General features: G+C 57.4%; 23 protein-coding genes. 3 read left to right on the top strand and 20 right to left on the bottom strand.

Annotation, left to right across the window (positions count from 1 at the left end):
• Positions 1-44 precede the first annotated feature (44 nt).
• The 5 genes from J8E65_RS01570 to J8E65_RS01590 form a co-directional block, all read right to left on the bottom strand.
• The gene (locus J8E65_RS01570; protein WP_210373639.1) at positions 45-884 is read right to left on the bottom strand and encodes a class I SAM-dependent methyltransferase; all 840 of its coding nucleotides are present in this window, start codon (positions 882-884) and stop codon (positions 45-47) included.
• Positions 865-2,013: a glycosyltransferase gene (locus J8E65_RS01575; protein ID WP_210373640.1), complete on the bottom strand. Its 1,149-nt coding sequence runs from the start codon at positions 2,011-2,013 to the stop codon at positions 865-867. The genes J8E65_RS01570 and J8E65_RS01575 overlap by 20 nt, the downstream gene beginning before the upstream one ends.
• A 6-nt stretch (positions 2,014-2,019) precedes the next feature.
• Positions 2,020-2,979: a glycosyltransferase family 2 protein gene (locus J8E65_RS01580; RefSeq protein ID WP_210373641.1), complete on the bottom strand. Its 960-nt coding sequence runs from the start codon at positions 2,977-2,979 to the stop codon at positions 2,020-2,022.
• Positions 2,980-2,997: 18 nt separating this feature from the next.
• Entirely contained in the window at positions 2,998-4,947 is a 1,950-nt protein-coding gene (gyrB, locus tag J8E65_RS01585; protein WP_210373642.1) for a DNA topoisomerase (ATP-hydrolyzing) subunit B, read from the bottom strand.
• Positions 4,948-5,024: 77 nt separating this feature from the next.
• Positions 5,025-5,492 carry a hypothetical protein gene (locus J8E65_RS01590; protein ID WP_210373643.1) on the bottom strand — a complete coding sequence of 156 codons (468 nt, stop codon included), beginning with the start codon at positions 5,490-5,492 and terminating at the stop codon, positions 5,025-5,027.
• A gap of 111 nt (positions 5,493-5,603) precedes the next feature.
• Here J8E65_RS01590 and J8E65_RS01595 point away from each other — a divergent pair, with 111 nt between their 5' ends.
• Complete coding sequence (locus J8E65_RS01595; RefSeq protein ID WP_210373644.1) at positions 5,604-6,926, top strand: metal-dependent hydrolase family protein; 1,323 nt, start codon at positions 5,604-5,606, stop codon at positions 6,924-6,926.
• A gap of 43 nt (positions 6,927-6,969) precedes the next feature.
• Here the strand turns inward: J8E65_RS01595 and J8E65_RS01600 are convergent, their stop codons facing one another.
• The 5 genes from J8E65_RS01600 to J8E65_RS01620 all read right to left on the bottom strand — a co-directional run bounded on the left by J8E65_RS01600 (position 6,970) and on the right by J8E65_RS01620 (position 12,848).
• Complete coding sequence (locus tag J8E65_RS01600; protein ID WP_210373645.1) at positions 6,970-7,629, bottom strand: CBS domain-containing protein; 660 nt, start codon at positions 7,627-7,629, stop codon at positions 6,970-6,972.
• 210 nt (positions 7,630-7,839) lie between these two features.
• Positions 7,840-9,189 carry a GTPase HflX gene (gene hflX, locus J8E65_RS01605; protein ID WP_341481731.1) on the bottom strand — a complete coding sequence of 450 codons (1,350 nt, stop codon included), beginning with the start codon at positions 9,187-9,189 and terminating at the stop codon, positions 7,840-7,842.
• Between the two features lie 56 nt (positions 9,190-9,245).
• Positions 9,246-9,809: a hypothetical protein gene (locus J8E65_RS01610; RefSeq protein ID WP_210373646.1), complete on the bottom strand. Its 564-nt coding sequence runs from the start codon at positions 9,807-9,809 to the stop codon at positions 9,246-9,248.
• A gap of 40 nt (positions 9,810-9,849) precedes the next feature.
• The gene (locus J8E65_RS01615) at positions 9,850-11,979 is read right to left on the bottom strand and encodes a BatA domain-containing protein (protein WP_210373647.1); all 2,130 of its coding nucleotides are present in this window, start codon (positions 11,977-11,979) and stop codon (positions 9,850-9,852) included.
• A gap of 65 nt (positions 11,980-12,044) precedes the next feature.
• Positions 12,045-12,848, bottom strand: coding sequence for a methyltransferase domain-containing protein (locus J8E65_RS01620; protein ID WP_210373648.1), 804 nt, complete (start codon positions 12,846-12,848; stop codon positions 12,045-12,047).
• 274 nt (positions 12,849-13,122) lie between these two features.
• On the opposite strand from J8E65_RS01620, the gene J8E65_RS01625 reads away from it, so the two are divergent.
• Positions 13,123-13,965: an endonuclease/exonuclease/phosphatase family protein gene (locus tag J8E65_RS01625; protein ID WP_210373649.1), complete on the top strand. Its 843-nt coding sequence runs from the start codon at positions 13,123-13,125 to the stop codon at positions 13,963-13,965.
• A gap of 245 nt (positions 13,966-14,210) precedes the next feature.
• Entirely contained in the window at positions 14,211-14,594 is a 384-nt protein-coding gene (locus J8E65_RS01630) for a DoxX family membrane protein (protein ID WP_210373650.1), read from the top strand.
• A 316-nt stretch (positions 14,595-14,910) separates the two neighbouring features.
• Here the strand turns inward: J8E65_RS01630 and J8E65_RS01635 are convergent, their stop codons facing one another.
• The 10 genes from J8E65_RS01635 to J8E65_RS01680 all read right to left on the bottom strand — a co-directional run bounded on the left by J8E65_RS01635 (position 14,911) and on the right by J8E65_RS01680 (position 24,879).
• Positions 14,911-15,153 carry a hypothetical protein gene (locus tag J8E65_RS01635; protein ID WP_210373651.1) on the bottom strand — a complete coding sequence of 81 codons (243 nt, stop codon included), beginning with the start codon at positions 15,151-15,153 and terminating at the stop codon, positions 14,911-14,913.
• Positions 15,154-15,604: 451 nt separating this feature from the next.
• Entirely contained in the window at positions 15,605-15,985 is a 381-nt protein-coding gene (locus tag J8E65_RS01640) for a VOC family protein (protein ID WP_210373652.1), read from the bottom strand.
• A 115-nt stretch (positions 15,986-16,100) separates the two neighbouring features.
• The gene (locus tag J8E65_RS01645; RefSeq protein ID WP_210373653.1) at positions 16,101-19,565 is read right to left on the bottom strand and encodes a T9SS type A sorting domain-containing protein; all 3,465 of its coding nucleotides are present in this window, start codon (positions 19,563-19,565) and stop codon (positions 16,101-16,103) included.
• A 55-nt stretch (positions 19,566-19,620) separates the two neighbouring features.
• On the bottom strand, positions 19,621-20,475 hold the full coding sequence (locus J8E65_RS01650; protein ID WP_210373654.1) for an alpha/beta fold hydrolase: 855 nt from the start codon (positions 20,473-20,475) through the stop codon (positions 19,621-19,623).
• A gap of 52 nt (positions 20,476-20,527) precedes the next feature.
• Positions 20,528-20,896, bottom strand: coding sequence for a hypothetical protein (locus J8E65_RS01655; RefSeq protein WP_210373655.1), 369 nt, complete (start codon positions 20,894-20,896; stop codon positions 20,528-20,530).
• Positions 20,897-20,997: 101 nt separating this feature from the next.
• Positions 20,998-21,246, bottom strand: coding sequence for an alpha/beta fold hydrolase (locus tag J8E65_RS01660; protein ID WP_210373656.1), 249 nt, complete (start codon positions 21,244-21,246; stop codon positions 20,998-21,000).
• A 341-nt stretch (positions 21,247-21,587) separates the two neighbouring features.
• A complete protein-coding gene (locus J8E65_RS01665; RefSeq protein WP_210373657.1) occupies positions 21,588-21,860 on the bottom strand; it encodes a glyoxalase superfamily protein in 273 nt (90 codons plus the stop codon).
• A 187-nt stretch (positions 21,861-22,047) separates the two neighbouring features.
• Positions 22,048-22,803, bottom strand: a complete 756-nt coding sequence (locus J8E65_RS01670) for a hypothetical protein (RefSeq protein WP_210373658.1) — start codon at positions 22,801-22,803, stop codon at positions 22,048-22,050.
• A 496-nt stretch (positions 22,804-23,299) separates the two neighbouring features.
• Complete coding sequence (locus J8E65_RS01675) at positions 23,300-24,091, bottom strand: DUF2182 domain-containing protein (RefSeq protein WP_210373659.1); 792 nt, start codon at positions 24,089-24,091, stop codon at positions 23,300-23,302.
• A gap of 179 nt (positions 24,092-24,270) precedes the next feature.
• The gene (locus tag J8E65_RS01680; protein ID WP_210373660.1) at positions 24,271-24,879 is read right to left on the bottom strand and encodes a DUF1326 domain-containing protein; all 609 of its coding nucleotides are present in this window, start codon (positions 24,877-24,879) and stop codon (positions 24,271-24,273) included.
• Positions 24,880-24,998: the final 119 nt, after the last annotated feature.

Genomic DNA, 24,998 nt, shown 5'->3' on the forward strand with positions numbered 1-24,998 from the left:
CCAAAAGACACCACACGTTGCGTGCGCGTCATTAGAGGCCAGTCTCAACGCGTTGAAACTGTAGTGTGGGGCTTTTGCGCCACCACAAGCAAGCCGGTCCCGCGCCGATTGTCTTGGTATAGATCTAGGACATGCAGCACAAGTCCTATAGGCAGCACCAGGGCGTAATAGAGTGGCAGCAGCAGGTAGGCCGCACGGCTACGGTTCAACCACAGCATAGGGCGTTTAACCAACAGACGCCAGGCAAGCGATCCAAAGGGGCCATAGCTGTAGTGGCTCTCGAGGGGTTCTAGCCCGGCCTCACGCAACCGTGCTTCAAGCAGCTCACGGCTATAGCCCTCGCGCACGTGCTCCGAGATAAAGCTTTGCATGCCCGGCGCGTGCACGTCGGAGCCGCCTTGATCCGAAGGGGTATGGATCACCACAAAACCGCCAGGCTGCAGCACACGGGCAAAGTGGCGCAGTACCGCCTGGTCATCCGGGATATGTTCCAGCACATCAACCGCGAGAATAAGGTCAAAGGGACCTTCGGTGCGCAGTTGGGTCAGATCGTCGACCTCAAACCGCACCCGTGCTGCTAAGGGAGTATGGGCAAAAAAACGGCGTGCCCGCTCTAGGTACTCGGCTTTGACATCGACCCCCACCACTTCCGCCTGAGGATAGCGTCGAGCAATGTAGTAGGCATATTGGCCAAAGCCCGTACCGGCATCCAGTACGCGCACTGGCTGATCCGATGGCCACCGGATCAAGATGCGGCGCAGCGCCCGTCGCACATGCCAACTCCGCAAGAAAATCAAGTGCAACAGCGCAAAGAACACCCGCTCCAGCAGCGGATGCCGACCCAAAATGCGCCCCAGTTGATCTTTAACCGGATCGTAACGCATGAGCAGGTTGGAGCATCTGTTCAAGGGCCTCGCAAAGCGGCGCCCAGCCATAGCGCGGCCGTAAGCGACGCACCCCTTCGGTTAGTCTGTCAGCCCAATTTTCCCGAAAGAACCGCACAATAGCCGCGGCCAGGGCCTCGGCATCCCCCGGAGGCACCACAAAACCCGCCACTTCATCAGGCACAACTTCTGGTAAGCCGCCCACCGCAGTGACAACCACCGGCCGCTCAAAGTGGAAGGCCATGGGGACTACCCCACTTTGCGTGGCTGAAAGATACGGCTGCACCACTAGGTCGGCTGCCGAAAAATACCAAGCTACTTCTGACTCAGGAATATACCGACGGTGCACGGAAACGGAATCCTTCAACCCTAGCGCCTGCAGGCGCTCTTGGTAACGTGCTGCGTCTTCGTAGAATTCACCAGCCACCACAAGCTGCACGCCGGGCAAGGCCGCTTGCACGGCAGGCATAGCCTCCAAGAGCACCTCCAACCCTTTGTAGGGTCGCACAAACCCAAAAAAAAGCAGCACCGGTGCCTCAAGCGGCAAGCCCAATCGACGTCGTGCTTCAGGCTTAGACTGCGGCGGACCGTAGCGAAAGTCAATGGGATGCACCAGCTGCGCCTCCACCGACACACCCAGCTGCTGCAACTGCTGGGCCACGGTCTGAGAAAGCACCAAGCGTGCAGTACAACGCTTCAGGAAAAAACGGCTCAGGCGCTTGTCAAAAGCATGGCGTTCATGCGGGAGGGCGTTATGCACCAAGGCCACCGTAGGCACAGCCCATCGTTTGAGGCAACTGCTGATGACTCCATAGGCCGGAGCAAAAAACGGCATCCAGTACTGAAACACCACCAAGTCTGGCGCCAGCTGTCGGGCAGCACGCGCTGCGCGCTGCCAAGTCCAGGGCTGCAACGGATCAATCACATAAGTTGCCGGCATCGCAGACATCGCCGGCTCTGGTTCGGTCTGCTGCTGCCCGGGGAAAAGCCATCGCGGATATTGTCGCCGAAAGCTCAGGGCATGTACCACGTGCCCTCGCTCCTGCAGCGCACGCCCCAAAGCTTCGCTAAAGTGCGCAATGCCACCGCGGTAAGGGGCCACCGGACCAATAACTACGATGCGCGCCATAGCTGCTTAGGCAACACGAACCGCCAGGGGCTGCTGCTCTTCGGCAATCTGATAGAGCGGTGCCCGCTCCATGCGCTCCCGAATGAGCAACTCGCCCAAAAGCCCTGTGGTGAACATCTGCACGCCTACCAAGATCATAAGCACGCCTAAAAGCAGCAAAGGACGGTTAGTCAGCGGCTGGTTCCAGAGCAGCTTTTCGAGCGTTAGCCAAAAACTGATTGCCAACCCTGCCAAAAACGCCAGCACGCCAAAGCTACCGAAAAAGTGCATAGGCTGCGACATGAAACGCGTTAAAAACAGCACGGTAATGAGATCCAGAAAGCCGCGCACAAAACGCTCAAGTCCAAACTTTGTGCGGCCATACTTGCGTGGCCGATGATGGACAGGCTTCTCCGTAATTCGGCTAAATCCTTCCCAGTAGGCCAAAAGCGGAATGTACCGGTGCAGCTCTCCGTAGACGCGAACCGCTTTAACCACCTCCTGACGGTAGGCTTTAAGCCCGCAGTTAAAATCATGGAGGGGGATGCCCGACAGCTTTCGGGTGACAAAATTGAAAAAGCGGCTGGGAATGGTTTTACTTAAGGGATCCTGCCGCTTTTTTTTCCAGCCGCTTACCAAGTCGTATCCTTGCTCCAAAAGGGCAATCAAGGCGGGAATTTCGGCCGGATCGTCTTGCAAATCTGCGTCGAGGGTAACCACATAGCGCCCACGCGCACGCGCAAATCCCACGGCTAAAGCAGCACTTTTGCCGTAGTTGCGGCGCAGGCGCACGCCGGCAAAGCGCGGATCTTGTTCATGCAGCCGCGAGATCACTGCCCACGAGTCGTCCTTAGAACCATCATCTATCAGCCATACCTCAAACATGTAGCCCTGCGCCTCACAGACCATACGAATCTCTTCAGCCAGCTCTGGCAGCGAAGCGGCTTCTTCATAGACGGGAACGACGATACTCACATCGGGCATCATAAAAGCAGCCCTGAGGCTCTAGGCGTCGATCGTCGCATAGCGGGCGTTGCGCTCAATAAATTTGCGGCGGGGCTCAACGGCGTCGCCCATCAAGATTGAAAAAATCCGGTCAGCTGCCGCAGCATCTTCAATTGTTACCTGTTGCAGAATACGGGTTTCGGGATTCATTGTCGTCTCCCAGAGCTGCTCCGGATTCATTTCGCCCAGCCCTTTGTAGCGCTGAATCACCGCGCGCTGGGGCTCTCCGTCGGTCAATTCTTCGATCACCCGGTAGAGTTCTTCTTCGTTCCAGGCATAACGCTCCACTTTGCCCACTTTTACGCGGTACAAAGGCGGCAGCGCGATGTAAACGTGACCTTGCTCGACCAAAGGGCGTAGTTGCCGGTAAAAAAACGTCAGCAACAGGGTTCGGATATGGGCACCATCTACATCCGCATCGGTCATAATAATGATGCGATGGTAGCGCAATCGACTTAAGTCGAAGTCTTCTTCTGCTGTGGCCAGACCCGTACCTAAAGCAGTGACAATGTTCTTGATTTCCTCGTTTTCCAGAATCTTGTCTAGTGGGGCCTTTTCGACGTTTAAAATTTTCCCGCGTAGCGGCAAAATCGCCTGAAACTCTCGGTTACGGGCCTGCTTAGCACTGCCCCCAGCTGAGTCTCCCTCGACCAAAAACAGTTCACACTGCGCAGGATCCCGCGATGCGCAGTCGGCCAGCTTACCGGGCAGTCCCGATCCATTTAGAGCATTTTTGCGCTGCACCAGCTCACGGGCTTTTCGGGCAGCCAGGCGCGCCTGCGCCGCAAGAAGGACTTTATCCAGAATGCGACGGGCCTCACGTGGATGGTCCTCAAGCCACCGGCCTAGGTGCTCCGAAACGATAGCGGCCACAATACCTTGAACCTCTGAATTGCCTAGCTTTGTTTTGGTTTGTCCCTCAAACTGCGGCTCAGGAACCTTAACGGAAATCACAGCCGTTAGCCCTTCCCGGAAATCTTCCCCTGAAAGCTCTCCTTTAAAGTTTTTGAGCAGGTTGTTCTTTTCTGCATACGTCTTAAGCGTGCGCGTCAGCGCGGTGCGGAAGCCAGCCACGTGCGTCCCGCCCTCGAGCGTATTAATGTTATTCACAAAAGAGAGCACGTTTTCGGCATAGCCGTCATTATAGCGCATGGCCAGCTCTACAACCACCTCGTCGCTTTCCCCTGCGATGTAAATGATCTCGTCGTGGATGGGCTGGCGCGTCTCATCTAGATACTGGATAAATTCAAAAAGTCCGCCCTCAAAGTAGTATTCCTCGTAGCGAAGCGCCTCGTCCTCTTCCCGTCGGTCTTCAAGCGAGATGCGCACGCCACGGTTCAGATAGGCCAGCTCGCGTAGCCGTTCGGCCAGCGTGTCAAACCGAAACTCAACGGTCTTGAAAATGGTCGGATCAGGCCAGAACTGCACAATGGTGCCGGTTTCTTCGCCTTCCTGCATGGGCCGCACGCGCTCAACAGGCGAGGTCGGCTTACCATAGGCGTAGCACTGACGCCAAACGTACCCGTCGCGCCGAACGGTAGCAACAAGCTGCCGCGAAAGCGCATTGACACACGAAACGCCCACGCCGTGTAAACCGCCCGACACCTTATAGGTGCTTTTATCAAACTTGCCGCCAGCGTGCAGCGTGGTCATCACGACTTCCAGCGCCGAGCGCTTTTCCGTGGGATGCTCATCCACAGGAATGCCCCGGCCATTGTCTTCTACCGTTACTGACCCGTCTTCGTTAATGGTCACCGTAATGCGATCGCAAAAGCCTGCCATGGCCTCATCGATCGCATTGTCTACAACTTCGTAGACCAGGTGATGCAGGCCGCGAATGCCCACATCCCCGATATACATGGCCGGCCGTTTGCGAACCGCCTCAAGTCCTTCAAGAATCTGTATATTGGAAGCGACGTAGGTAGAGGCTTCAGTAGGACGCGTACGCATAGGAAACGTTTATCCTTCGCTAATGCGAAGCAGGTTCTTTAGCCACAGCAAATCGAAAATGTAACGTCCCGCTACAACTATGGTTCTCTTTTGCTCGCCTGCTCGAGCACGCGCCTAACGTGACGAAGTAGCCTTTGGCTACGCCGAATCCAGACTGGCCAAGTGCTCAGAGGTGCACGATCAACCTTCCTGCAGTAGCCCTCCTTGCGCACAGCTTCGATCATGGAAGCAGGGACTTCTGGATATAGGGCAAGTAAATCCTGGTGCAACACTTGCCAGGCATCGTCGACTTCTCGCGCCAAAAGCAACAGGTTAAACTGGCGTAGCAACGCGGCCTCCAAGGTCTGGTCGCGCATGACTTGGACGTGCAGCAGTGCAAGCTGCAGGCGGTCGAGTTGTTGCCCAAGGTGTTCAACTGTTTGGCGTGCCCTGGACCATGCAGAAAGACGCTGGTGGCGCTTTGCCTCAGCCATGCGCGCAACAACACGCACCGTACTCAGAAGCAACAGCGCTTCGCTGACTTCAGCTCGCAGCGGGAACGACATACCCTTATCGTTTGATGCACGCAAGGCAAAATGCACCCTGCCAAGATGGGTTCCTTTTATGCAGGCTAGATTGTAAGCTATAGGATCCCTGTTAACCAACAAAGTGCAGCCATGCGTAGTGGTCTTTTGCTCCTTGTATTTGGGATCTGTGCCCCTATCCTCTGGGCACAACCTGCCGAACGGGTCTTGGTGCACTGCGGCACGGTGATCGATCCAGGAGTTTCGTCACAACCGATGCAGGAGCGCACTATTATAATCCGTGGCCAGCGGATCGAAGCCGTCGTAGCGGGTTTTGTTACGCCTCAAGCAACCGATCGGGTGGTAGACCTGCGTGCAGCCTACTGCTTGCCTGGACTGATCGACATGCACACGCATTTGTCGTCTGAAAGCCGAAAAGCAGGCTACTTGGATCGGTTTCAGCAGTCTCCAGCATTGCAGGCCCTGCGGGCCAGCGTGCATGCGTATCGCACGCTCATGGCTGGGTTCACCACGGTTCGCGACCTAGGCGGCAGCGAGGGCATCGACCTGGCGCTGCGCGATGCCATCAACCAGGGATGGATCTGGGGACCACGTATGTTCACAGCTGGCAAAAGCCTAGCCGTTACAGGCGGCCATGGAGATCCCACGAATGGATTTCGTGAAGACATTCTTGGCGTGCCTACAGAAGCTCAAGGCGTTGTGGATGGCGTAGAAAGTGCGCGCCGAGGTGTGCGCTTGGCCATCAAACGCGGGGCGGATGTGATCAAAATTACGGCTACGGGAGGTGTGCTTTCTATTGCGCGCGACGGCTCTTCCCCCCAGTTTACAGAAGACGAAATCCGTGCGATTGTCGAAGTAGCGCGCGATTTTGGCTTGAAAGTAGCCGCCCATGCCCATGGTGACGAAGGAATGCAGCGGGCTATCCGGGCGGGGGTGGCTTCGATCGAGCATGGGACCTTTATGAGCGAAGCCACCATGCGCCTGATGAAAGAAAAAGGCGTCTATCTGGTCCCCACCCTCACTGCAGGTCGCAGCGTAGCCGATTCGGCCCAGATTCCCGACTACTACGTACCCGTTGTAGCCGAAAAGGCTCGGCGCATTGGACCCGTACTTCAAGAAACGTTCGCTCGTGCTTACCGGATGGGGGTGCCGATAGCCTTTGGCACTGATGCCGGCGTTTTCCGGCATGGCCGCAATGCCGTGGAGTTCGTCTACATGGTCGAAGCCGGAATGCCGCCCATTGAGGCAATTAAGGCAGCCACCTACAATGCCGCCGACCTTCTAGGTCAGCTAGACCACCTAGGCACGCTCGAGCCAGGAAAGTGGGCTGATGTGATTGCTGTCCTACGCAACCCCTTAGAAGACATCTTCGCGCTCCAAGAGGTAGACTTCGTCATGAAGGCAGGGGTCATCTACAAGCAGCACGGCCAACCGCTCCCGCGACCCCTACCTTAATTCAACACCGGAAGGGACCGCAGCCCTTTTTCCGCCCAACTGCTTAAACCTCTAAGTAGCGCATAAAAGCTTCAATGCGCTGACGGAGTTCTTCATCGTCTTCTTCACTGTAGGCCGCCGTCACATGGAAGCCATGATGTTCAAGGACGTGTCGAATGCGGGCCGTATCCTGCACGTTTAGACGCATGGTCACACGCAGTCGACCTTCGACATTTAAGGGTTGGGCGATAATGGCCATGATTTTCGCATCGCACTGCTCTACGCAGTAGACCAAGCGCGAAAGCGCATAGTCGCGCGCGTCGACCTCCAACTCCAAAATCGCTCCTGCTTCAGGCATAGCCAGCATATGGACCAGCTGTTCCAACAATTGCTGGCTGGATACGGTGCCTCGATAGTGGCGATTGGCTTCCACAACCGGAAGCGTAGTCAAACCGTGTTGGACGAGAATTTTTCCAGCGTCAAGTACATGCATGTCGGGGGCAACACTGATGGGCTCACCTTGCAGCAGTGTCACCACAGGGGTGGTAGGATCTGCAATGGTTTGCAGCTGCCCTTCCGAGACGACTCCCAGAAGTACCCCTTCGGCATCCACTACAGGAAGATGCCGGACTTGCTGGAGGGTCATTTGGGCCAATGCCTGAGCGACCGTGTCGCCTGGCTTTAGAGGTTGCCGCCCTCCTTCGATCAGTTGTTCGATACGCATAGTTGCGTTGCCCTTAACGGGCCTGGGTCTACTATTGAATACCCAGCACCACGGTTCCCGTTTCCTATACCTTGCAAGAACATGCACCCGGTGCGGGTTCCCAAGAGGGAAAGCATGCTTTTCACCTAAGATTTACGTTAAACATCGGCCAAAGACAAGGGATTTTTTAGCCCCCTTGCTACGTAGTTCTGGCGCATAACTTCAGCGTGTTTACCTAGCAGGTATCGGTTGCAGGGCTCGGAATTGCGCTAGCAGCCGTTCAACAGCTGGCTGGCGATGGATTGGAATGCGCAGCCGAAGCTGGGCCACGGGCAACGGCGTCTCACTGTAACCGTTGCGCGCGTAGAGATAGGCTTCTTCGAGCACATCGGCCACTTGGTAGAGATAGGCTAGTGTGCGGCCTTCGGTAAGCGGCACGCAAACGACCAGCTCGGTTGCTTCCGCCTCGATCCGCTCCTTCAGGCGATGTTTGAGTGTTTCCACCCCAATGCCGCGCAGCGCTGAAATAAAAACAGCTTCAGGATATTCTGCCCGTAGGGCCTTCAGCAAGCCCAAATCCTCTAGCCGGTCAACTTTGTTAAACACCAGCAAAGTAGGCTTATCCTTAGCTCCTAGCTCGGCCAGCGTGTCTTGCACCACCTGGATGTGGTCTTCAAAGCGCGGGTGTGTGGCATCGACCAGGTGGAGGAGTACGTCGCTTTCGCGCACTTCATCGAGTGTACTTTTGAAACTTTCGATGAGGCGATGGGGAAGCTTGCGAATGAATCCGACCGTGTCGGAAAGCAATACGGGTTTTCCGGGCTCTAGGTATACCAGGCGCGTTGTAGCGTCTAAGGTGGCAAAGAGCCGGTCTTCAGCCAGCACATTGGTGCCTGCCAACGTATTCATCAGGGTCGACTTACCCGCATTGGTATAGCCGACCAATGCTACACGCGTATAACGTTGGCGTTTTTTGCGCTGGATTGTACGCTGACGGTCGATTTGCTCCAGCCGCTCTCGCAGCACCGCAAGGCGCCGGGCAATCAGTCGGCGGTCGGTTTCAATCTGGGTCTCACCTGGACCTTTAGTCCCGATGCCGCCTTTTTGGCGCGACAAGTGCATCCACTGACGGGTCAGCCGCGTGCGCAAGTATTCCAGCTGCGCCAGTTCTACCTGGGTTTTGGCTACCGCCGTCTTTGCCCTGCGGGCGAAAATATCCAGGATGAGCCCTGTTCGGTCAAGCAATTTACACCCGAGCATTCGCTCGAGGTTACGCATTTGTACCGGCGACAGGTCGTCGTCAAAAATAACCAAGTCACTTCGGCGTACACTGACCAGGTGCTTCAGCTCTAGGACCTTGCCCTTACCAATATACGTAGCGGCATGTACCTGCTTGAGTACTTGCAGAACCCGATCCGTCACTTCCGCACCCGCTGTACGCGCCAACTGCGCCAGCTCTTCCAGCGAATCCTCAACGTCCCAGCGCGTCGCGCCTGGCGTTACAACGCCAACCAAAATAGCGGTCTCTGGACGTGACAACTGTGCTGCGTGCAACGCAGAAATCCAGGTTGTAAATGACACTTACGTTTCCTCCACACCCCCTTACTAAACGCACAAAACCCTGTCCTGTGCCGCCGTCATTCTTCTAGCGCTTTTTTACCATAGCACTGCTGCATCGTCAACTCAAAACGGCTGTCCAGATGCCGCTCTAGCATCTGGTGAAACGCCCATTGCTGCGCTGGAGGGACAGCCAAATTCAACCGCCGGCGCTTTCCGTGCAAATCCACAAACAAAAACACAAATCCTCGCAGCCGCCCTTTCTCATCTTGCCAAGGAAAATAGTCTACAATCTGTCCCCATCCAATGCTTCGCTCTGAGCGGCTTAACCCCCCAATAATGCCACATTCCGTAACTAAAACCTGTGCCGACAGCACCGAGGCAGCCAACCAAAACATCCCTCCACTAAAGTACAGGCCAAGCCGCAGCACGGGAATGGCTTGTCCCTCAAGCGCCGCATACACGCCTAACCCGATCACCAACAGCAGAAAGCCTGTAGGCAGCAGTGGCCACCGACCTACCCATTGAAGCCGTACCCGCTTGACTTGCCAGCGGTGAAGCAACGTCACCAGTAGAAAAAGCAGCGTTACCCCAAAAAAACAAACTGGCAGCACACCATGTAACATGCGAAGCAGCTCTGCCATAGGGGTACAAGGCTTGGGGAAACGCGATCTTTAGAGGAAGCTACGCCCCTTGTAGGGTTACAGTTTCCATCCGCGTGCGCAGCGTAACCCACATTTCCAGGACTAAAAACCCCAACGCCAGCCATAAAAAGACGTTCCACAGCGCTCTGCCTGTTTGGGCTTGCTGGAGCACGGCAACCACCTCTTTTGCCGTGGGCTGCGCCACGTGCAGCAGCGTTACCGGCCCTTCCAAGGCTGCCTGCAACCACTGCACCGCCTCCTCAGCTTCTATCGGGCGCAAATCGGATTCTTCGGGGGCCAGGTGCACAGCCAGCTTCCGTTGCCAGGAATCCCCTGCCCGCAGCTGATACACGCCAGGATACGAGGGCCCAGGATCAAACCGCAACACCCCAGTGCCTGCATGATACTCCGGCGTAGCCCGATACACCAGCCCCTCAGGGCTGACCAGCTCTGGCACGGCATTGGCCGGTAAGTCTACTATGCGCAGGGTAGCCGGCCGGCCGGCCAACAGCGCTTCCGAAGATTCGTTTGGGGCAGAGAGGTAAAATACCGTGCGATAAAGCAGAGGCACAAAAAGGCCTCGCAATGGCAATTCACTCCAGCTCAGATCTGGTCCTATAGTCCACAATAGTACCCTCCCGCGGCCATGACGGATTTCTTGAAGCAGCGGAAGACCATTGCTAAGCTGTATCAACGTATGCTCGTCCCCTTCCCCGGCCACATAGTGCAACGCCGCATATACCGCCGGCCGCTCGATACGCACGGCTTGCTGTCCTGGAAGACGCACAAACAAATGTTCAAAAACAGGATGCCCTAGGTCTACACGGTCAAACGTGGCCATAGGCACCGAGGCATTCCACCGACCGCGTAAGCCACGTAGCTGTCCCCCTTCAAGCTGACGCAGCAACGCCTGATACGCTTCTAGCTGGATCTCTTGGCCCGGAAACAAAAGCAGCCCGCCACCTTCAGCCACATAGCGGCTTAGCTGCGCCAGTTCACCACTGGAAAGATCTTGCACACCAGCCAGCACAACTACGTCATAATCCTGAAGTGCGGTAGCAGCTAAAGCAGCCTCCTCAATACGCGTCACCTCAAAGGGCACTCGGTCTTGACGCAACGCAGGCGACAAGGCCAGCTCCAAATATTCCGTTTGGGCCTGCCGACCAGCTACAAGCAACAAACGTCGCACTTCGGGCACGTGCAAAACCAACGCGCGCACGTTATCGTCGGGAAACGCATCCGGCTGCAGCACTCGCACCGTACCCTCCAGCCATCCGCGTCGCACAGGGACAGCAGCAAGCGCGACACGCGTTGTGCCGCCTGCCGGCAGATCTGCGGTCGCCTGGGCCACCCGTTGCCCGTCCAACTCTAGCACAGTCAACACGTTACCTACCGGGGCTGCACCATAATTGGCCAGCGTAGCCACAATATGCACAGGCTGCCCCTGCTCGATAATTTGGCTTTCAACACGCACTTCGACAACCGCCAGGTTAGCGGGGGTCTGCCCGCCTACAGGAATCAGCACGGTAGGCACGGGATCCTGCAGTGGCTGCGCAAGGGAGTCGCGTAAGGCGGTAGCTTGCAGGTCGCTGATGACATACACGATCCCTGAAGCCCCTGTCTGCTTCAAACAGTCCTGCGCCCTGCGGATGCTCGTTGAAAGTTTTTCTGCCCCATAGTGCACCGTTAATCCTTCCAGACGCTCAAGCGCTACTGCACGCGGCAACGGCGATGCGGTGCTAGCCGCCCCAGCTACAGGAACCAAACAGACTGAACCCTCGGCTTCTACCTGCTCCAAAATCCCACGTGCTACCGCCTTAGCTTGCTCCAAATAGGCCCCCAAAGCATCACGCACCTGCATTGAAGGGGAATTGTCTACCACCAGCCCCACAGCTGCAGCCGAACTGCCTCCCATCCATGCGGCCAATGGACCGCGCACAACAGGCTGTGCAAACGCTAACACAAGACACACCAGCGCCAACACGCGCAATAAAAGCAAAAGCCATTGCCGAATGCGCAGCCGTTCTAACGCATTTTGCTGCAAAGATTTCAGAAAAGCCAGCGAGCTAAACGGAAGCGATTGAGGCCGCCGAAAATGGAAAAGATGCACGACAATGGGGATTACTGCCGCGGCTAATGCCAAAAGGATCAACGGGTTTAAAAACGTCATAGGCTAAACCTACCCCGGGGAAAACCTCCCAACACCAAACCGCAGCAGCAAGCTTACGTTCCAGTTCACTCCCAGCTAAAGTATACCGCCGCCCCCCGCTCCTCGGGCACAAACCGAAGCCGAAAGCGATCTCCAACACGCGGCGTCCACACGTACGGCCAGTTTGGGCAGTGCCCGGCCTGGCAGATTAGTCGATCGCCATGAAAGATCTGCAACCCCAAATATAACAAATCCCCTTCACGCCCACGCAGATCACATACGACTTCTCGCTCGACTTCGCCAAAAGCCCAACGCGCAACGGGAAACTGAAGCTGTAGCCCTCCCTCATCCAAAAGCCCAGCCACCAACGCTCCCTTAAGCTGTCGGACCACAGCCGGCGTAACCGTTGCATCGGCTACGTTTTCAATCCACGTCAACCCTCCCATCAGCACGGCCCGATTAGGCAGCACAAGCCGAGGCCGAAAGCGCAACGCTTCAAGCACATGCAGGTCTTCATCGTACAGTAACGGCCCAAAGAAGTCATGAACCAGCACGTCAACGGGCTCTTCAGGAATAAAGTGCTGCACCTCGGCCTGCACACAGATCACCTCCGGATAGCGTGCCAATCGCTCGGCAGCAAGCGCATACAAATGGGCATTTGCTTCAACAGCATAAACGCGCCGTGCACCTAACCGAACCATCTCTTCAGCGAAGTAACCCATACCACAACCAGCATCTACGCACACAGCCCCCGCAATACGTGCACGATAAGCGTGCAACAAACGCAAATAGGCCCGCGTGCGGCGGCGATCGTCATAAATGCTGATAAACGTCAGCAAATCATCTAAAGCAGCAAAAGCAGCTTCAGGAAGCACGTTGAGTATATCCATAGCCCAGATCTTCTACACTACAGCAAAAAAATAGCAACAAGGTTTGAAAGACAAAGCACACTTGCTGTAAGAAACCATACCCAACGTATCTCCTTGTCGGGGAAGGTTCGTCTGGTTTGCGCTGCAGCACAGCGAAGCCATGCCTCAGTTATGTGGCTCCCTACCCCCCACGATAGCAAGATCACTGGCAGTGCTTGCAAGACGGGCTTTAGCACCACTTTTTCCCTGTAAGGAAAGCCTATGTATATTACCCCAAACCCTCGATCCTGGAGGAATGATGCGGTTTTACCTTACGCTATTTTTGCTGGCCGCAACCCCTGCGCTTTCCCAGCCACTCCCGTTGCGGATCGTCACCTACAATCTGCGCTACGACAATCCGGCCGATGGACCGAATGCCTGGCCCCACCGCATCGATCGCATCGCCGCTTTCGTGCGTTTTTATGAACCCGAAGTCATGGGTGTCCAAGAAGCGCTGCGTTCGATGCTCGACAGCTTACAAACGCGCCTCCCTGGCTACCATTGGGTTGGCGTGGGCCGCGCTGATGGCCGCAATGCGGGAGAATTCAGCGCTATTTTTTATAGAACAGACCGGCTCGAATTGCTCAAAACCCACACCTTTTGGCTCTCACCCAATCCAGAAGTCCCCGGCAGCAAAGGCTGGGACGCTGCCTTCGAGCGCATCTGCACCTGGGCCCTTTTTCGTGATCGTCAAAACAGCCAGGAGTTCTTTGTCTTTAACACCCATTTCGACCATGTAGGCGTGCAGGCCCGCTTAGAAAGCGCCCGACTGCTTCATCACGTGATTGCCCAAAACGCCCGCACCGCGCCCGTAATGCTCATTGGCGATTTCAACACCACGGAAGATACCCCACCCTACCAGGTATTGACAAGCGACGGCCTACTTTATGATGCCCTGTATCGCGCTGAACATGGCCACTACGGCCCACGTACGACTTGGAATGGTTTTAAGGCACTCGAACCCGGCCAGCGCATCGACTTTATCTTCGTTACCGAAAACATTCGCGTGCTACGCCACGCCATCTTGGTCGACCTCGACGAAGCCGGCCGCTTTGCCTCCGATCACCTGCCTGTGGTAGCCGACGTACTACTACCCTAACCTAGCTGCTGCCCCGAGCCTGCGGCAGAACACGCTGCTAAGCCAATCTACCACACCAAAGCAGAAATCACCTGAAGAAATACTGGCTTTTCTTTTGAAAGAGAAATTACCGCATTTTTAGGGTTTATCTCCAAAGTTACAATGTGTTAAGGCTTTATGTTCGGGTAGAGGACTTGATTACAAAAAATAATGAATTTATGTTTAAACTATGTCTCCCCCCTTTTTCCACCAAACCCTAGCCTGCCATGAACTTCTCAACACTCAAAATCGGCCGACTGCTTTATGGCCTGGTATTCATTGTATTCGGACTAAATCATTTTATAAACGTTTCTGCGCTTAGTGGAATAGTTCCTATTCCAGGAGGCGCTTTTTGGGTATACGTCACAGGTCTGGCCATACTGGCTGCTGCGATAGCCATTTTGACGGGCAAGCAAGCACGTTTGGCCTGTCAGCTACTGGGCATTTTGCTATTTATCTTTGCCCTGACGATTCACCTGCCGGCCATGATTAACCAAGGAGTGATGGCTGGGCTGTCGAACTTTCTTAAAGACACAGCCCTAGGCGCAGCAGCATGGGTCATCGCGGAAACCTACGCAGCCCAGCCCAAACAGGCCGCAGCTACAAGCTGAAGCCATAAATAACATTCAAGGCCGCCCCCAACGGGGCGGCCTTTGTTTTTACAACCAAGCCTGGAGCAGTCAGGACCGCCGCGCCTCTACCCCTTTGTGCCGGTTAGGCGTACACGCCACTTTGCCTTACCCTCTGTTTGGGTATACTCAGCACTTCCTGCTGAAAAATCCATCCTCTTTGGTGAGCCTGAGGGCACCACCTCTCTGAGCTGGGGGGGTTATATTTTGGGTAGCACACCCCAAAGGCCACGCAAAAACACTAGCGCTTGAGGCCTACCGATGCCTCTGCAAGTGGAGGAAGCTGGGGTGCAGCACCTTAAGCCCTCTCCAACTTCACCAGGGTCTCGTAAAACACCACGCTCGCGCCAACCGGGTCGCTCAGTGGGGTATTCTGCAACACAGGGTCGATACGCATAGCGGCGTTGAGGTGTGCGCCCTTTGCGCGCCGCTCGTCGGCAGGGATGCGCTGGCCGTCAATGACAATGTCGCTGGCGCCATAGGCCCAGTGCCCGTAGCCCAACGCAAAGGTCACCGTGCCTGGTCGGATGCCCTCGATCACCCTGACACGCAGAACGAGGGACTGGCGCTTTCCGTTGCCCAGATCCCATTCGCCGTCGGGGTTCGATGCCAGGCTGTTATCCGTAGCGATAGTTTTCTACGGTTTTTAGGTTGGTGGAAGATTGCCCCTCTAGTGTAGCCCCGGCATTTTAGGTCCGCAAAGTTATAACTGACCTCCTTTGCAAAGCCGATGATGTTTGCTGCTTAGGGCGAAGGTATGGGCAAGAGGTAGCCCTGCTTCTGGAGTTAGGGTTTGGCCTTGTAGCTGACGATGGACTGCGGGTACGTTGCTTTTTGATGTTCCACAAGCCATCCGGATATGGTTCAGAGTGCCCGTGCGCTGCAGCGGACCGTGCAGTGCCATGCACCAAAACCAGTGATTCGGCGATCTGTCAATCGCCGCAAACCCGCAGGGGGCTTTCAATCGTCTCTACGCCGTGTGCGCAACTCCTTCAGTGAACCTGGCAAGCCTCGAGAAGATTGCCGTCGACATCACGAAAGGTGAAGTAGGTTACGCCTCCGCTATCGACCACCTGTCCGACATCCACACCACGATCTCGCAACAGGGCCCATGTCTGACGGGCATCCACGACTGAAAAGATCGGGAACGTCCCCGCATGGTCAGAAGGGCACAGAATCTCGCCCAGCTTCAGTTCCCACAGCGTGAGGCTTGTCGTCCCACCGAGGTCGAAGACGGCAAGGCGTTCCGCCGGATCAAAATAGGGCTCAGCGAACCCAAGCTTTTCCACATACCAGCGCTTTGCCACCTCAATGTCCTGAACACGCACAAGCACTGTGTCAAGCCCTTGAAACACATTCGCAAGTGTTGTCATCGTCTCTCCTTTGGGTTGCTTATTAGAGCTATTGTCACCTGTCCGCCTTTTATAGAAGGCACCACCTAAATCCCTGTTTCGGAGGGGAATGTTGTGCAATCCTCTGCATCAAAGCTCACTTCATCAAGGTCATCTTTCTCGTGATCACCGTCTGGCCCGCCCTGAGTTGATAGAGGTAGACGCCACTCGGCACGCGGTGCCCATGCCCATCGAGCCCGTCCCAACGCACCACGTAACGACCTGCTACCTGGAAGCCGTCCACCAACGTCCGCAGCTTCTGACCCAGAAGGTTGTAGATCTCTAGCTTCACCGGACTGGCCTGCGAAACGGTGTACTCGATGGTCGTGACCAAGATAAAGGGATTAGGATAGTTCTGCGCGAGCTGATAGCGCCCCTCGGCGTTGGATAGCTGGTCTTCCCGGCTACTCCCAACAACAGCTATCGTACGGTGATCCAAAACTGTGTTGTCCACCGGATGGGTGTCTGCCGAGCCACTACCAACCACCGCCAGGACAAGGCTCCCCTCCGGCGGGATCGATGCCACATGGAGTTGCACCTGAACCATTCCCCATTCGCCCACCGGCAGATCGCCCAAGTCCCAGCCCAGAACACCCCCGGCGAAGGTCGGACTCGTCATCGTCCGGCTCGGCGCGGGCTGCGCGCTCACCAGCTCAAGCCCCGACCAGAGGGATAAGCTCAAAGTCGTCGCCGGCGCCATCTGGTTGCCAGCGTTACCGTAGAGCAGCGTGTAGGTAACGTCTTGCCCCGGGCTCAGCATCCCCGGACCGTCGGCTCCTTGCACGTTCATCGACACCGACAGATCAGGCCCGGCAAACTCCACCCGTTTAACCACCTCTTCCACGTTATTGCTCAGGTCAATGTCGGGCGTCACCGACTCGGCCTGCAGGGTGTAGGTCAACACACCGCCCGCCTCCAGGTCTGGATCCAGCGGCACGCGAGCCAACAGCGCCGGATCCAGAGACACCGTCACCGTTACCCGTTTGGAGGTGTCGGGAGCAAGGCTTCCCAAGTTCCAGGTGGCGCGGCCTGCACTAGAGGTGGCCGGCGCAGGGCTCGCGCTGTCGAGCGTAACCGAGTCAGGAAGCGTCAAGCTAAGCGTAACATCGGCGGCAGGTGCATTGCCGGCGTTTGCCACTTCCAGCGTCAAGGGGATGGGTTGGCCGACGGTCATGGCCGTCGCCGCAATGTCCGAGCGGACGACAAGATCCGGCCCTGGCGGCTGCACCAAAAGCCCAAAGGCTTCAGATTGGTTATCGGACGGGTTCGCGTCGGCATCGCTGGTGCTGGCCTCGGCGGTGACGGTCAGCATGGTGCCGGGCGCGACGCTCCCGCCGACTTCGGCCACGACGTCAAAAAGACGCGGCACACCCTCAGCATCCAAGGTGCCGAGTTCCCAGACGGGCTGGTTGGCCCCGGCCATGCGGGTGGGCGCAGGGTTGGCACTGAGGAATGTCAGCTCACTCGGCAAGGTGGCGGTCAACACCACATTGTGCGCCTGGGTGCTGCGTGCTAGGTTTTCTACACCTACCGTGTAGGTGACCGTCTGCCCGACCCCGGCGGCGTAGCGGTCGGCAGGGTCCGACAAGAAGACCACCGTCGCCAGGTCAGGGCCGTCCGCCGTTGACGCCATGTTCACCCGCGTGGCCGTCCTCTGCTCAACCGCCAGGTTCCAGGGAGAGCCGCCGTCGCTGTACCAGGTGCCGTATTGCTCCCCCAGGCGGCGAAACTCCCGCTCCATCCAGGCCGTGACCTCCTTTTTGGGAACGGGGAACCCTAACCCTGTGAGCGAAGGCACTATGAGGGCTTGCAGCCCGTACCCATGCAGGCCAAAGGGGATCCGCCACCATCCCCGTTGCGGGAGGTCGAACAGGCCGCCGTCCTCCAGGCTGATGGCCAAGACCTTTGTCGGCGCGATGGGCCACTCCGGCTTGCCGTAGAAGCGCAGGTCAGCATTGTGCTCCTCCTGGCGCTGGCGGAAGGCATCGGCCAGTTGGCGGACGGCGTTCAGCGTCGCCGGCGTGCCGTAGAGTACTTTCGGATGAGGAGGGCCTCCGATGGGAGAGAGTTGGTAGTTGGCGCCGGGGCCGAGTTCCTGCAGCCCGTACACCAAGACGTCGATGCGATCCGACGTCTCGCTAGTGTAGGGAAAACGGGTTGACCTGGCCTTGATAACGTAGATGCCGGCGATGCCGCGCAAGCGGTACTGCAGGTCCTTGCCGGCCTCAAACCTCACCTCGGCGTTGCCGTGGTCGTCGGTCTTGACCTTGATGCTGGGCCGGCTGTCGGTGATCTCGGTACCGTTGAGGTAGCCGCGCGGGCGGTTGCCGTCATGGAGATGGCCGCCGCTGTTTGGCTCCGGCTTGACGGTGACCTCCAGTTCGGCGTTCTTCACCCGCCGCCCTTCGCAGGTGGCGACAAGGTCGAAAGTCGCCGCCATATCCGGACCGACTGCCAACGGGGGAGGCGGATAGAATGAGACGCGCAGGCTGGTGACGACAGGATCACTGGCGTCAAAGATGTGCGACGGCGGATACGCGGCGCAGCCGCACACCTGCTGGATGGAACTCTGGCCGCTGGCCACGGATGCCGCTGCTGCGCCGCAGGGAAGCCGGACGGTAGCATGGAAGTTGATCGTCAGGGGTACGTCGCCCAGTTCCACGGTGTACGTCACATCTCGGGTATAGACCGTGCCGGTCGGGTCCCCTTCCAGATCGTGAGGCCCCTGGCCGAAATCGAAGAACACGACTGGGTAAAGCCAGCCTGCTTCCCGGGTCTCCGTGTCAGAAGATCCTTCACCAGTACAGGGATTGGCGTAGGTGTAATCGAAACGGTAGGTAAAATCGCGGCCGAGGTTGCCGTTGATGAAGAACTCCGGATTGAAGGGGTCTTCGATGTACCAGCGGCCGTCGGCCCGCTGACGCGGCTCGAAAATCCATGGGTAAATCCAGAATTCGTCGGGCCCGCCCATGTAACGGTCGGGGTCGACAATGGACCAGCGCCGGTGCTCGTAAAGACAGGGGCCCGTTGCAATCTCCTCCCAATCGTCCGTCACGCTCAGCTCAAAGGGAATGGCTTTGAGCAATTCGCCCGGCGCCTGACGGATGACGGTAGAGCCGTGGATGACGATGTGGCGGCGTGCCGTTCCCTTGGTAGTGCCGATGAACGTCGTGCGGTCACCGCTGGCGGTAATGTTCCAGTCTACGTAGATGATCTTTTCGCCCTGGGCGGGCGCCGCCGGCCCATCCATACCGACAGGCTGCGCAAAACCACGGCTCGTTCCCACGGTCGCCACCAGCGCCATGAGCAATGCAAAAACCAGTAAAACGCGCGCATGCACCCTGAACGCTGCGTTTACCGCTGGGTTGTTGTCACCTGTTGCCCAGGTGGCTCGATGAGGCTGTTTCAGCGTGCCGAGCTTACCGGGCGCTAAGGCGTGTTCAACGACCCCATCGGTGCCCTCGCTCACCACGCTAGGAATCTTGACCGTTGCGACCCCCATCTTGAAGGTGTCACAAGCGGTCGCTGGGTCGCCCACACCACGTTGAGTGCGTCGCCGCATGGCATGCCTCCAAGTTGTATAACGATTAACACTGGCCCTTACGCGGCCACTAGCCTCAAGCGACAAATCGCTCTATGGTCCTGGCCATCTCGTCGGGGACTTCGTACATCGGGAAGTGGCTCCGCGCCTGGAGCTTCACCACCTGGAACCACGGATGCGTGTCGCTGAATGACCGCTGCGCCTCCAGATATCCCGCATCTTCCGGCTGCGCATACAGATGTAGCACCGGCACGGCAGGGTCCAGGCTGGCCAGGGCCTGAAGCGGGCTCCCAGCCTTCGCATACGCAGCAGCGATCTCTCGACCTGCACGGGCCCACATCGCAAAGGGGTACGAGCCCATATCCTCGCGCACAAAATGGGCCAACGCCGGAAGGTCCAGTCCCTGAAGCCACATGGAGAAGAGTCGTTCACGCACTTGCTGCCACTGGGCCGGATCCTGGAGCGCTTGCAATGCCCCAAGAAAAGGCGGCGGCGCTTCGAGGACGATCCAGTCGAGCAGCACCAGCTTGGGAATACGCGCACCCAACCGACGACGCAGCTCAATGGCAACCCAGCCGGCGTGGGACAGCGCAACTGGCACCACCCGGTCCGCCTGGCTCGCCTCGATCACAGCAAGGGCATCGTCAACGAGGCTGTCAAATCCGAAGTCAATGTCGGGGTGTGCCTCCTCGCCCGTAAAACCACCATTGTCGGCGAGCCTGTCAAATCCCAAATCCTCGGTAGGCCTCTCCGACTCTCCATGCCCCCGCCAGTCAAGGGCCAGCGTGCGCCTCCATCGGGCGCAGCGCCGAGTGAGTTCGGCAAAGACCCTGCGGCTAGCACACCAGCCAGGCAGGAACAGAAGTGCCGGCTCTCCCTGACCCTGGTCGTCGTAGCGGATGCGTATCCCGTGGGATTCAACCTCTGGCATATGCTTCCCCCCCTAGATTTGTTGAATGGTCATAAGCCGTCTAACATGCATGTTAGGCCGCGCCCACCCACTCCGGAAGCTTGGCTTCGAACATATCGAGGAAGCGGGGAAGGTCGACGCTGGGTTCCAAGGCGACCGACACATGGCCACCCGCAACGGGAAACACACACTGGAAGAAATTACCGTAGCGAATCACAACATAGCGAAGCCCGCCGCAGTCGATGTTGCCTCGCTGCCGGACCAGCGTCAGCACGGACGGATTCACGAAGAGCTCCTCGTACTTATCTGATTCGCCCGAGCTGGCGCCTGCCAAGCCGGGCCGCTCCCGGTACCGAAGTAACTCGTCTCTATATACAGCGACGTAGCGAACCTCAGGGCTCAACGCCAGGCAATGGTCGATTATGGCATCGTGGCTAAGCATCGGCCACCTTTCTGCGGTCTAACCTCCGATTCAGCGGCGGGCGCATGCGCGTCTGCTGCAGCACCTTGTTCGGTACGAAAAGCGACCACCCATCCGAGGCCTTACCCGAGTTGTACGTTATGCTCACGAATGATGACTGGCAGTTGACTCATGTCAAACTCCAAGTTGTACCGCTGCGCAAGTGCTATCACCGCCTGCATATCTGGTAGGCCATCAGGTGGGAACAGGGCTGCCAGTTCGGCAAAGACCCTGCGGCTAGCACACCAGCCAGGCAGGAACAGAAGTGCCGGCTCTCCCTGACCCTGGTCGTCGTAGCGGATGCGTATCCCGTGGGATGGAACGTCTGGCATGTGCCCTCCTCTTTCTCAAGACGCCGACCCCATCGTCTAGCAGCAAAGTATCTTTTTTTAACTTAACATGCAAGCTCTTTTTTTAAAGGATCTTAACTAACTATTCAAGTATTTTGGAGAAGTTATAGAATCGCCACCGAACACGTACAGGTCATTGCCCACTGCCCCCGACTGAACTTTTGACACCTCGACCGCTACAATTCAGCTGCGGTGTGCAGCACCACCTGCTGCATGCTGTTGTCAGGCGTTCTTGCTCGATGGTTCTATGAAACGCAACTGGTTACCGTCGGGGTCGGTGATGATCATGTTGCGGAAGCCGAGGTCGTTGTTCGGGGCTTCGGCTACGCTCCCCCTCGCTCCCGAAACTCACTGTACCACGCATCCACGTCTGGAATCACAAAGTAGACTAACCCACCCACTTGGCAATCGCCGCTGTGCTGCGTCAAGTAGATCTGCATGCCATCACAAACGATGGACATGAAGGCTGGAATGTGAGGCCCAAAGCGGTGCTCCCATTCCACAGTAAAACCGAGCCTCTCGATGCAATACGCCTTGCTGCGCTCATAATCTGTGATCCGCAGGGCAGGGACGACACGCTGTTTGGGCAACTTCATGAATTCACCTCGCGATTTGCTTTCTGTGGCCTAACGACTGGCGCCTAACCCGCGCGCCGAGGCGCTGGCGTTGTAGCACGGCAGTGTCGCGCGTCGGGTTCACGCGCGGGTTAGGCGGCCCCTGTTGAAACGCTGGTGCGGTTGAAACAAGGCAAGACTCCGAAGCCGCAACAAAGCTCACGTGCGGCTAGCCAAGCAGCCCGGTCGCCCACCGCGCGAACACGAGCCAGCCCTCAGTATTCGACACGACGAGCCGAAGGGGCTGTGAAACGATGATAAGCAAGCCTCCCCACAGGGTGACCGGATGCAGCCGGCCGCGTGCGTAGAAATCCCAGATCGCCAGCGCTAACACGAACACGTCCGTTAGAGCGAAGAACGCAGGCAGGCCCAAGGGACCTACGCCCGGCCAACGCGCGATAGCGGCGGTGACCAGGTTAACGGTGGCAAGCAACATCCACCGCTTGTGGGTTTGGGGGTTTCGCCGCTGAGCAATCCCCAGCCATGTGAATGCTGCGAACAAGGCGATGTCGAATAACGGGGTGGCGAGGAACTGAAGCGGTGGAGTAGAAATGCCCACAAAACCCGTAGGGCGACGAGCAGCGATCAGCGCCCCTAGCGTGCCAAGCACGACCATCGCAGCGGCCAGTACGACGCTGAAGGGGCCGATCTTGCGATGCAGGCTGGTTCGTCTGCTTGCGACGAGTGAGGTCTGTACGACCAAAAGCACGATCCACGCGGTGAACACTGCGCCATGCACATAGAAGATTGTCTCGGGGGGCGAAGGCCAACCCGGGAATAGCGGCCGCAAGAAGAAGCTAGGTGTGAAGCCGACGATGACCGTTGCCAGGATTGCAAGCGCCATCCCCGTAAAGAAGCGGTGCTCGGCCGATGCGCGCCTGGAGGATGCCATCCCTGTTGCTATTGATTCCTCCTTTGTGTCCATGATGTCCTCCGTTGGTTTATAATCGGGATGCCATCACTGTTGCCATTGATTCCTCCTTCCTTGTCCAGGGCGCATGTAGACGCGGTCAGCATTGGCATACACGGCGCAAACCACGGCCTTCCCGCTGTGCACAATGGCCGCCTGGTTGACCCCAGCCCTAGAGTTACCACGCCACGAGGCCTCGATGCTCGGCAAGACGAAGGGACAGGCGACCTCGCCCTCTCCCACCAGCGCTCCAGGTTCGGACAACGCTCCCAGATGCGGCGGGATAGCGTCGGGTGGCGAAAGCGGCATCGAGCGCCGCACCGAAAAGCGACAAGCACACCTGCTCCACGTAGGCTGCCCAGTCCTGAGCACGCGCTCCCCAGAGTTGATCTTGAATTGTTACGCTCCCCAAGAGTATTCCTCCTTGCATGCTAAAGGCACGCGCATCCCCCACCGTGAGCCAAGCGGAGCGAGGAGGGCAGTTGGGCGCATGCGCTGATCGGGCGACGTTTTACGCTCCCAACGCTCGAAGCAGCAACCATATCCCCCATCCAACCGCAAGCCCACCGATCGCGCGACTGATCCATTGTCCGGCTGGGGCTACTTTCTCAACCAAAATATACCCGGCGATGAGGGCGACCCACAGCAAATTCATCACTCCCGCTACAAAGAGCAAGGTCATCAGCATCCAGCAACAGCCGACGCAGTAGAGGCCATGTCGCACACCCATGATGAGCGCACCCCTTATTCCTTCTCGCCATTCGGTCATGAGAAAACCGAGGGGCGTGCGGCACTGCGACAGGCAGATGTGCTTGAGCGGCGTAAACTGATATACGCCAGCCAGGATGAGCAACATCCCGCCCAAGGCAGGACTGATGCGGATGAGCTCAGGCGAAAGCAACGCGGCGGAATGCAAACCCCACTGAACCAAAGTGGCTCCAGCGCTAAACGAACCCCACAGGATCAAGTAGCCAAGCAAGAAAGCCATCGTGCCAAGAAGGGGCATTCGGTCCGCCTGTCGCTGGCGACTGACCCTGGCAAACAGGAGAATCATAGGTGTGGCTGAGGGCGTCATCATTGCCACCATCATGACGGCCCACATCAGGAAGGTGAGGAGAACGTCTCCACTTCGCCAGGCTTGCGTGGTGGGCATGGACATCCCTATCGCGTTGATGTCCATGCCCGTCATGCTGGAAGCGAACTGAATCACATATGCCCATGCCAGCGCAGTAACGGCGGTGAGACCGGCGATCACAATGATGCGGTCTCGTTTCAGCGCGGCCACGACAATTTCGGTCAGCATCCTTCAATCTCCTGACACACCGATCTCCCTAGGGATTATTTTGGGCCTAGGCAAAGACTCCAGACCCGATTCAACCAATTTTGCCGGGATCCCAGCACGCGATAGCCAGAACACTGGCTCGCCCAGACTGCCTGCGGGAAATCCGTGTGACATGTAAATGGCGCGGAAAACTCGTTCGGCTAATTGCCGTGTTCCACCGTGCAATAGAAGCCGTATTTCCCAGGCGCAATGATCTTGAGCTCTTTGCTGAAGATCGAAAGAACTTTGGTCGCTGTGGCCTCGAGTCGTTTTGTGATTAATCCATCAGGCAGCACAACCGAGGCACGGGTTTCTGCGCCTGTGACCGGGTTCCGCATGGCGTCTAGCACCACTTGGACTTCGTTTCCCGCTTTGCAGTAGCTCAGGTGTTCATCATACGTCCACTCGAAGGGGACATAAGTGGTCGTAAGCCACTGGTCAATCGTGGCAGCAAGGATGCCCCAGGGCTTGCCTCCATGCTGGCCTTTCAATATCTCTTCCACTGCCCGCCGTTGTGGCTCGGACGCGGTCTGGTCGATCCAGATTTTGCACACGCCGCCTCCTTCATGGATGGCACCAGGCCATTTGGCGGCCAATGCCCACTTGACGCCATCTAATCGTGTCTCACCACACACACCTGCGGTGATGTGACCGGCATACATCCCCTCGCAGTACCCTTGTGTTGGTTTGGCGTTAAAGTTACACGGGCAACCCCAGTCACAGATACACGCAGCGATCAGCTCGGCTTGATAATTCCATTGCGCAGGCATAGTTTGTTCTCCTTTTTAGATTTGGGACTTATATGTCACTCGTGCTTCATCCATTTTTGTTTTGAGGATAGATATGGGATGGCGAGGGCCAACGGCCCCCCTTGATCCCCTCCCCACGG

Source organism: Rhodothermus bifroesti, assembly GCF_017908595.1.
Taxonomy (GTDB): domain Bacteria; phylum Bacteroidota; class Rhodothermia; order Rhodothermales; family Rhodothermaceae; genus Rhodothermus; species Rhodothermus bifroesti.

Bases quoted from the DNA above. Each gene is read 5' to 3' on its own strand.
- J8E65_RS01570 (WP_210373639.1), bottom strand. From the start codon at position 884: ATGCGTTACGATCCGGTTAAAGATCAACTGGGGCGCATTTTGGGTCGG.
- J8E65_RS01575 (WP_210373640.1), bottom strand. From the start codon at position 2,013: ATGGCGCGCATCGTAGTTATTGGTCCGGTGGCCCCTTACCGCGGTGGC.
- J8E65_RS01580 (WP_210373641.1), bottom strand. From the start codon at position 2,979: ATGATGCCCGATGTGAGTATCGTCGTTCCCGTCTATGAAGAAGCCGCT.
- gyrB (WP_210373642.1), bottom strand. From the start codon at position 4,947: ATGCGTACGCGTCCTACTGAAGCCTCTACCTACGTCGCTTCCAATATA.
- J8E65_RS01590 (WP_210373643.1), bottom strand. From the start codon at position 5,492: ATGTCGTTCCCGCTGCGAGCTGAAGTCAGCGAAGCGCTGTTGCTTCTG.
- J8E65_RS01595 (WP_210373644.1), top strand. From the start codon at position 5,604: ATGCGTAGTGGTCTTTTGCTCCTTGTATTTGGGATCTGTGCCCCTATC.
- J8E65_RS01600 (WP_210373645.1), bottom strand. From the start codon at position 7,629: ATGCGTATCGAACAACTGATCGAAGGAGGGCGGCAACCTCTAAAGCCA.
- J8E65_RS01610 (WP_210373646.1), bottom strand. From the start codon at position 9,809: ATGGCAGAGCTGCTTCGCATGTTACATGGTGTGCTGCCAGTTTGTTTT.
- J8E65_RS01615 (WP_210373647.1), bottom strand. From the start codon at position 11,979: ATGACGTTTTTAAACCCGTTGATCCTTTTGGCATTAGCCGCGGCAGTA.
- J8E65_RS01620 (WP_210373648.1), bottom strand. From the start codon at position 12,848: ATGGATATACTCAACGTGCTTCCTGAAGCTGCTTTTGCTGCTTTAGAT.
- J8E65_RS01625 (WP_210373649.1), top strand. From the start codon at position 13,123: ATGATGCGGTTTTACCTTACGCTATTTTTGCTGGCCGCAACCCCTGCG.
- J8E65_RS01630 (WP_210373650.1), top strand. From the start codon at position 14,211: ATGAACTTCTCAACACTCAAAATCGGCCGACTGCTTTATGGCCTGGTA.
- J8E65_RS01640 (WP_210373652.1), bottom strand. From the start codon at position 15,985: ATGACAACACTTGCGAATGTGTTTCAAGGGCTTGACACAGTGCTTGTG.
- J8E65_RS01645 (WP_210373653.1), bottom strand. From the start codon at position 19,565: ATGCGGCGACGCACTCAACGTGGTGTGGGCGACCCAGCGACCGCTTGT.
- J8E65_RS01650 (WP_210373654.1), bottom strand. From the start codon at position 20,475: ATGCCAGAGGTTGAATCCCACGGGATACGCATCCGCTACGACGACCAG.
- J8E65_RS01655 (WP_210373655.1), bottom strand. From the start codon at position 20,896: ATGCTTAGCCACGATGCCATAATCGACCATTGCCTGGCGTTGAGCCCT.
- J8E65_RS01660 (WP_210373656.1), bottom strand. From the start codon at position 21,246: ATGCCAGACGTTCCATCCCACGGGATACGCATCCGCTACGACGACCAG.
- J8E65_RS01665 (WP_210373657.1), bottom strand. From the start codon at position 21,860: ATGAAGTTGCCCAAACAGCGTGTCGTCCCTGCCCTGCGGATCACAGAT.
- J8E65_RS01670 (WP_210373658.1), bottom strand. From the start codon at position 22,803: ATGGACACAAAGGAGGAATCAATAGCAACAGGGATGGCATCCTCCAGG.
- J8E65_RS01675 (WP_210373659.1), bottom strand. From the start codon at position 24,091: ATGCTGACCGAAATTGTCGTGGCCGCGCTGAAACGAGACCGCATCATT.
- J8E65_RS01680 (WP_210373660.1), bottom strand. From the start codon at position 24,879: ATGCCTGCGCAATGGAATTATCAAGCCGAGCTGATCGCTGCGTGTATC.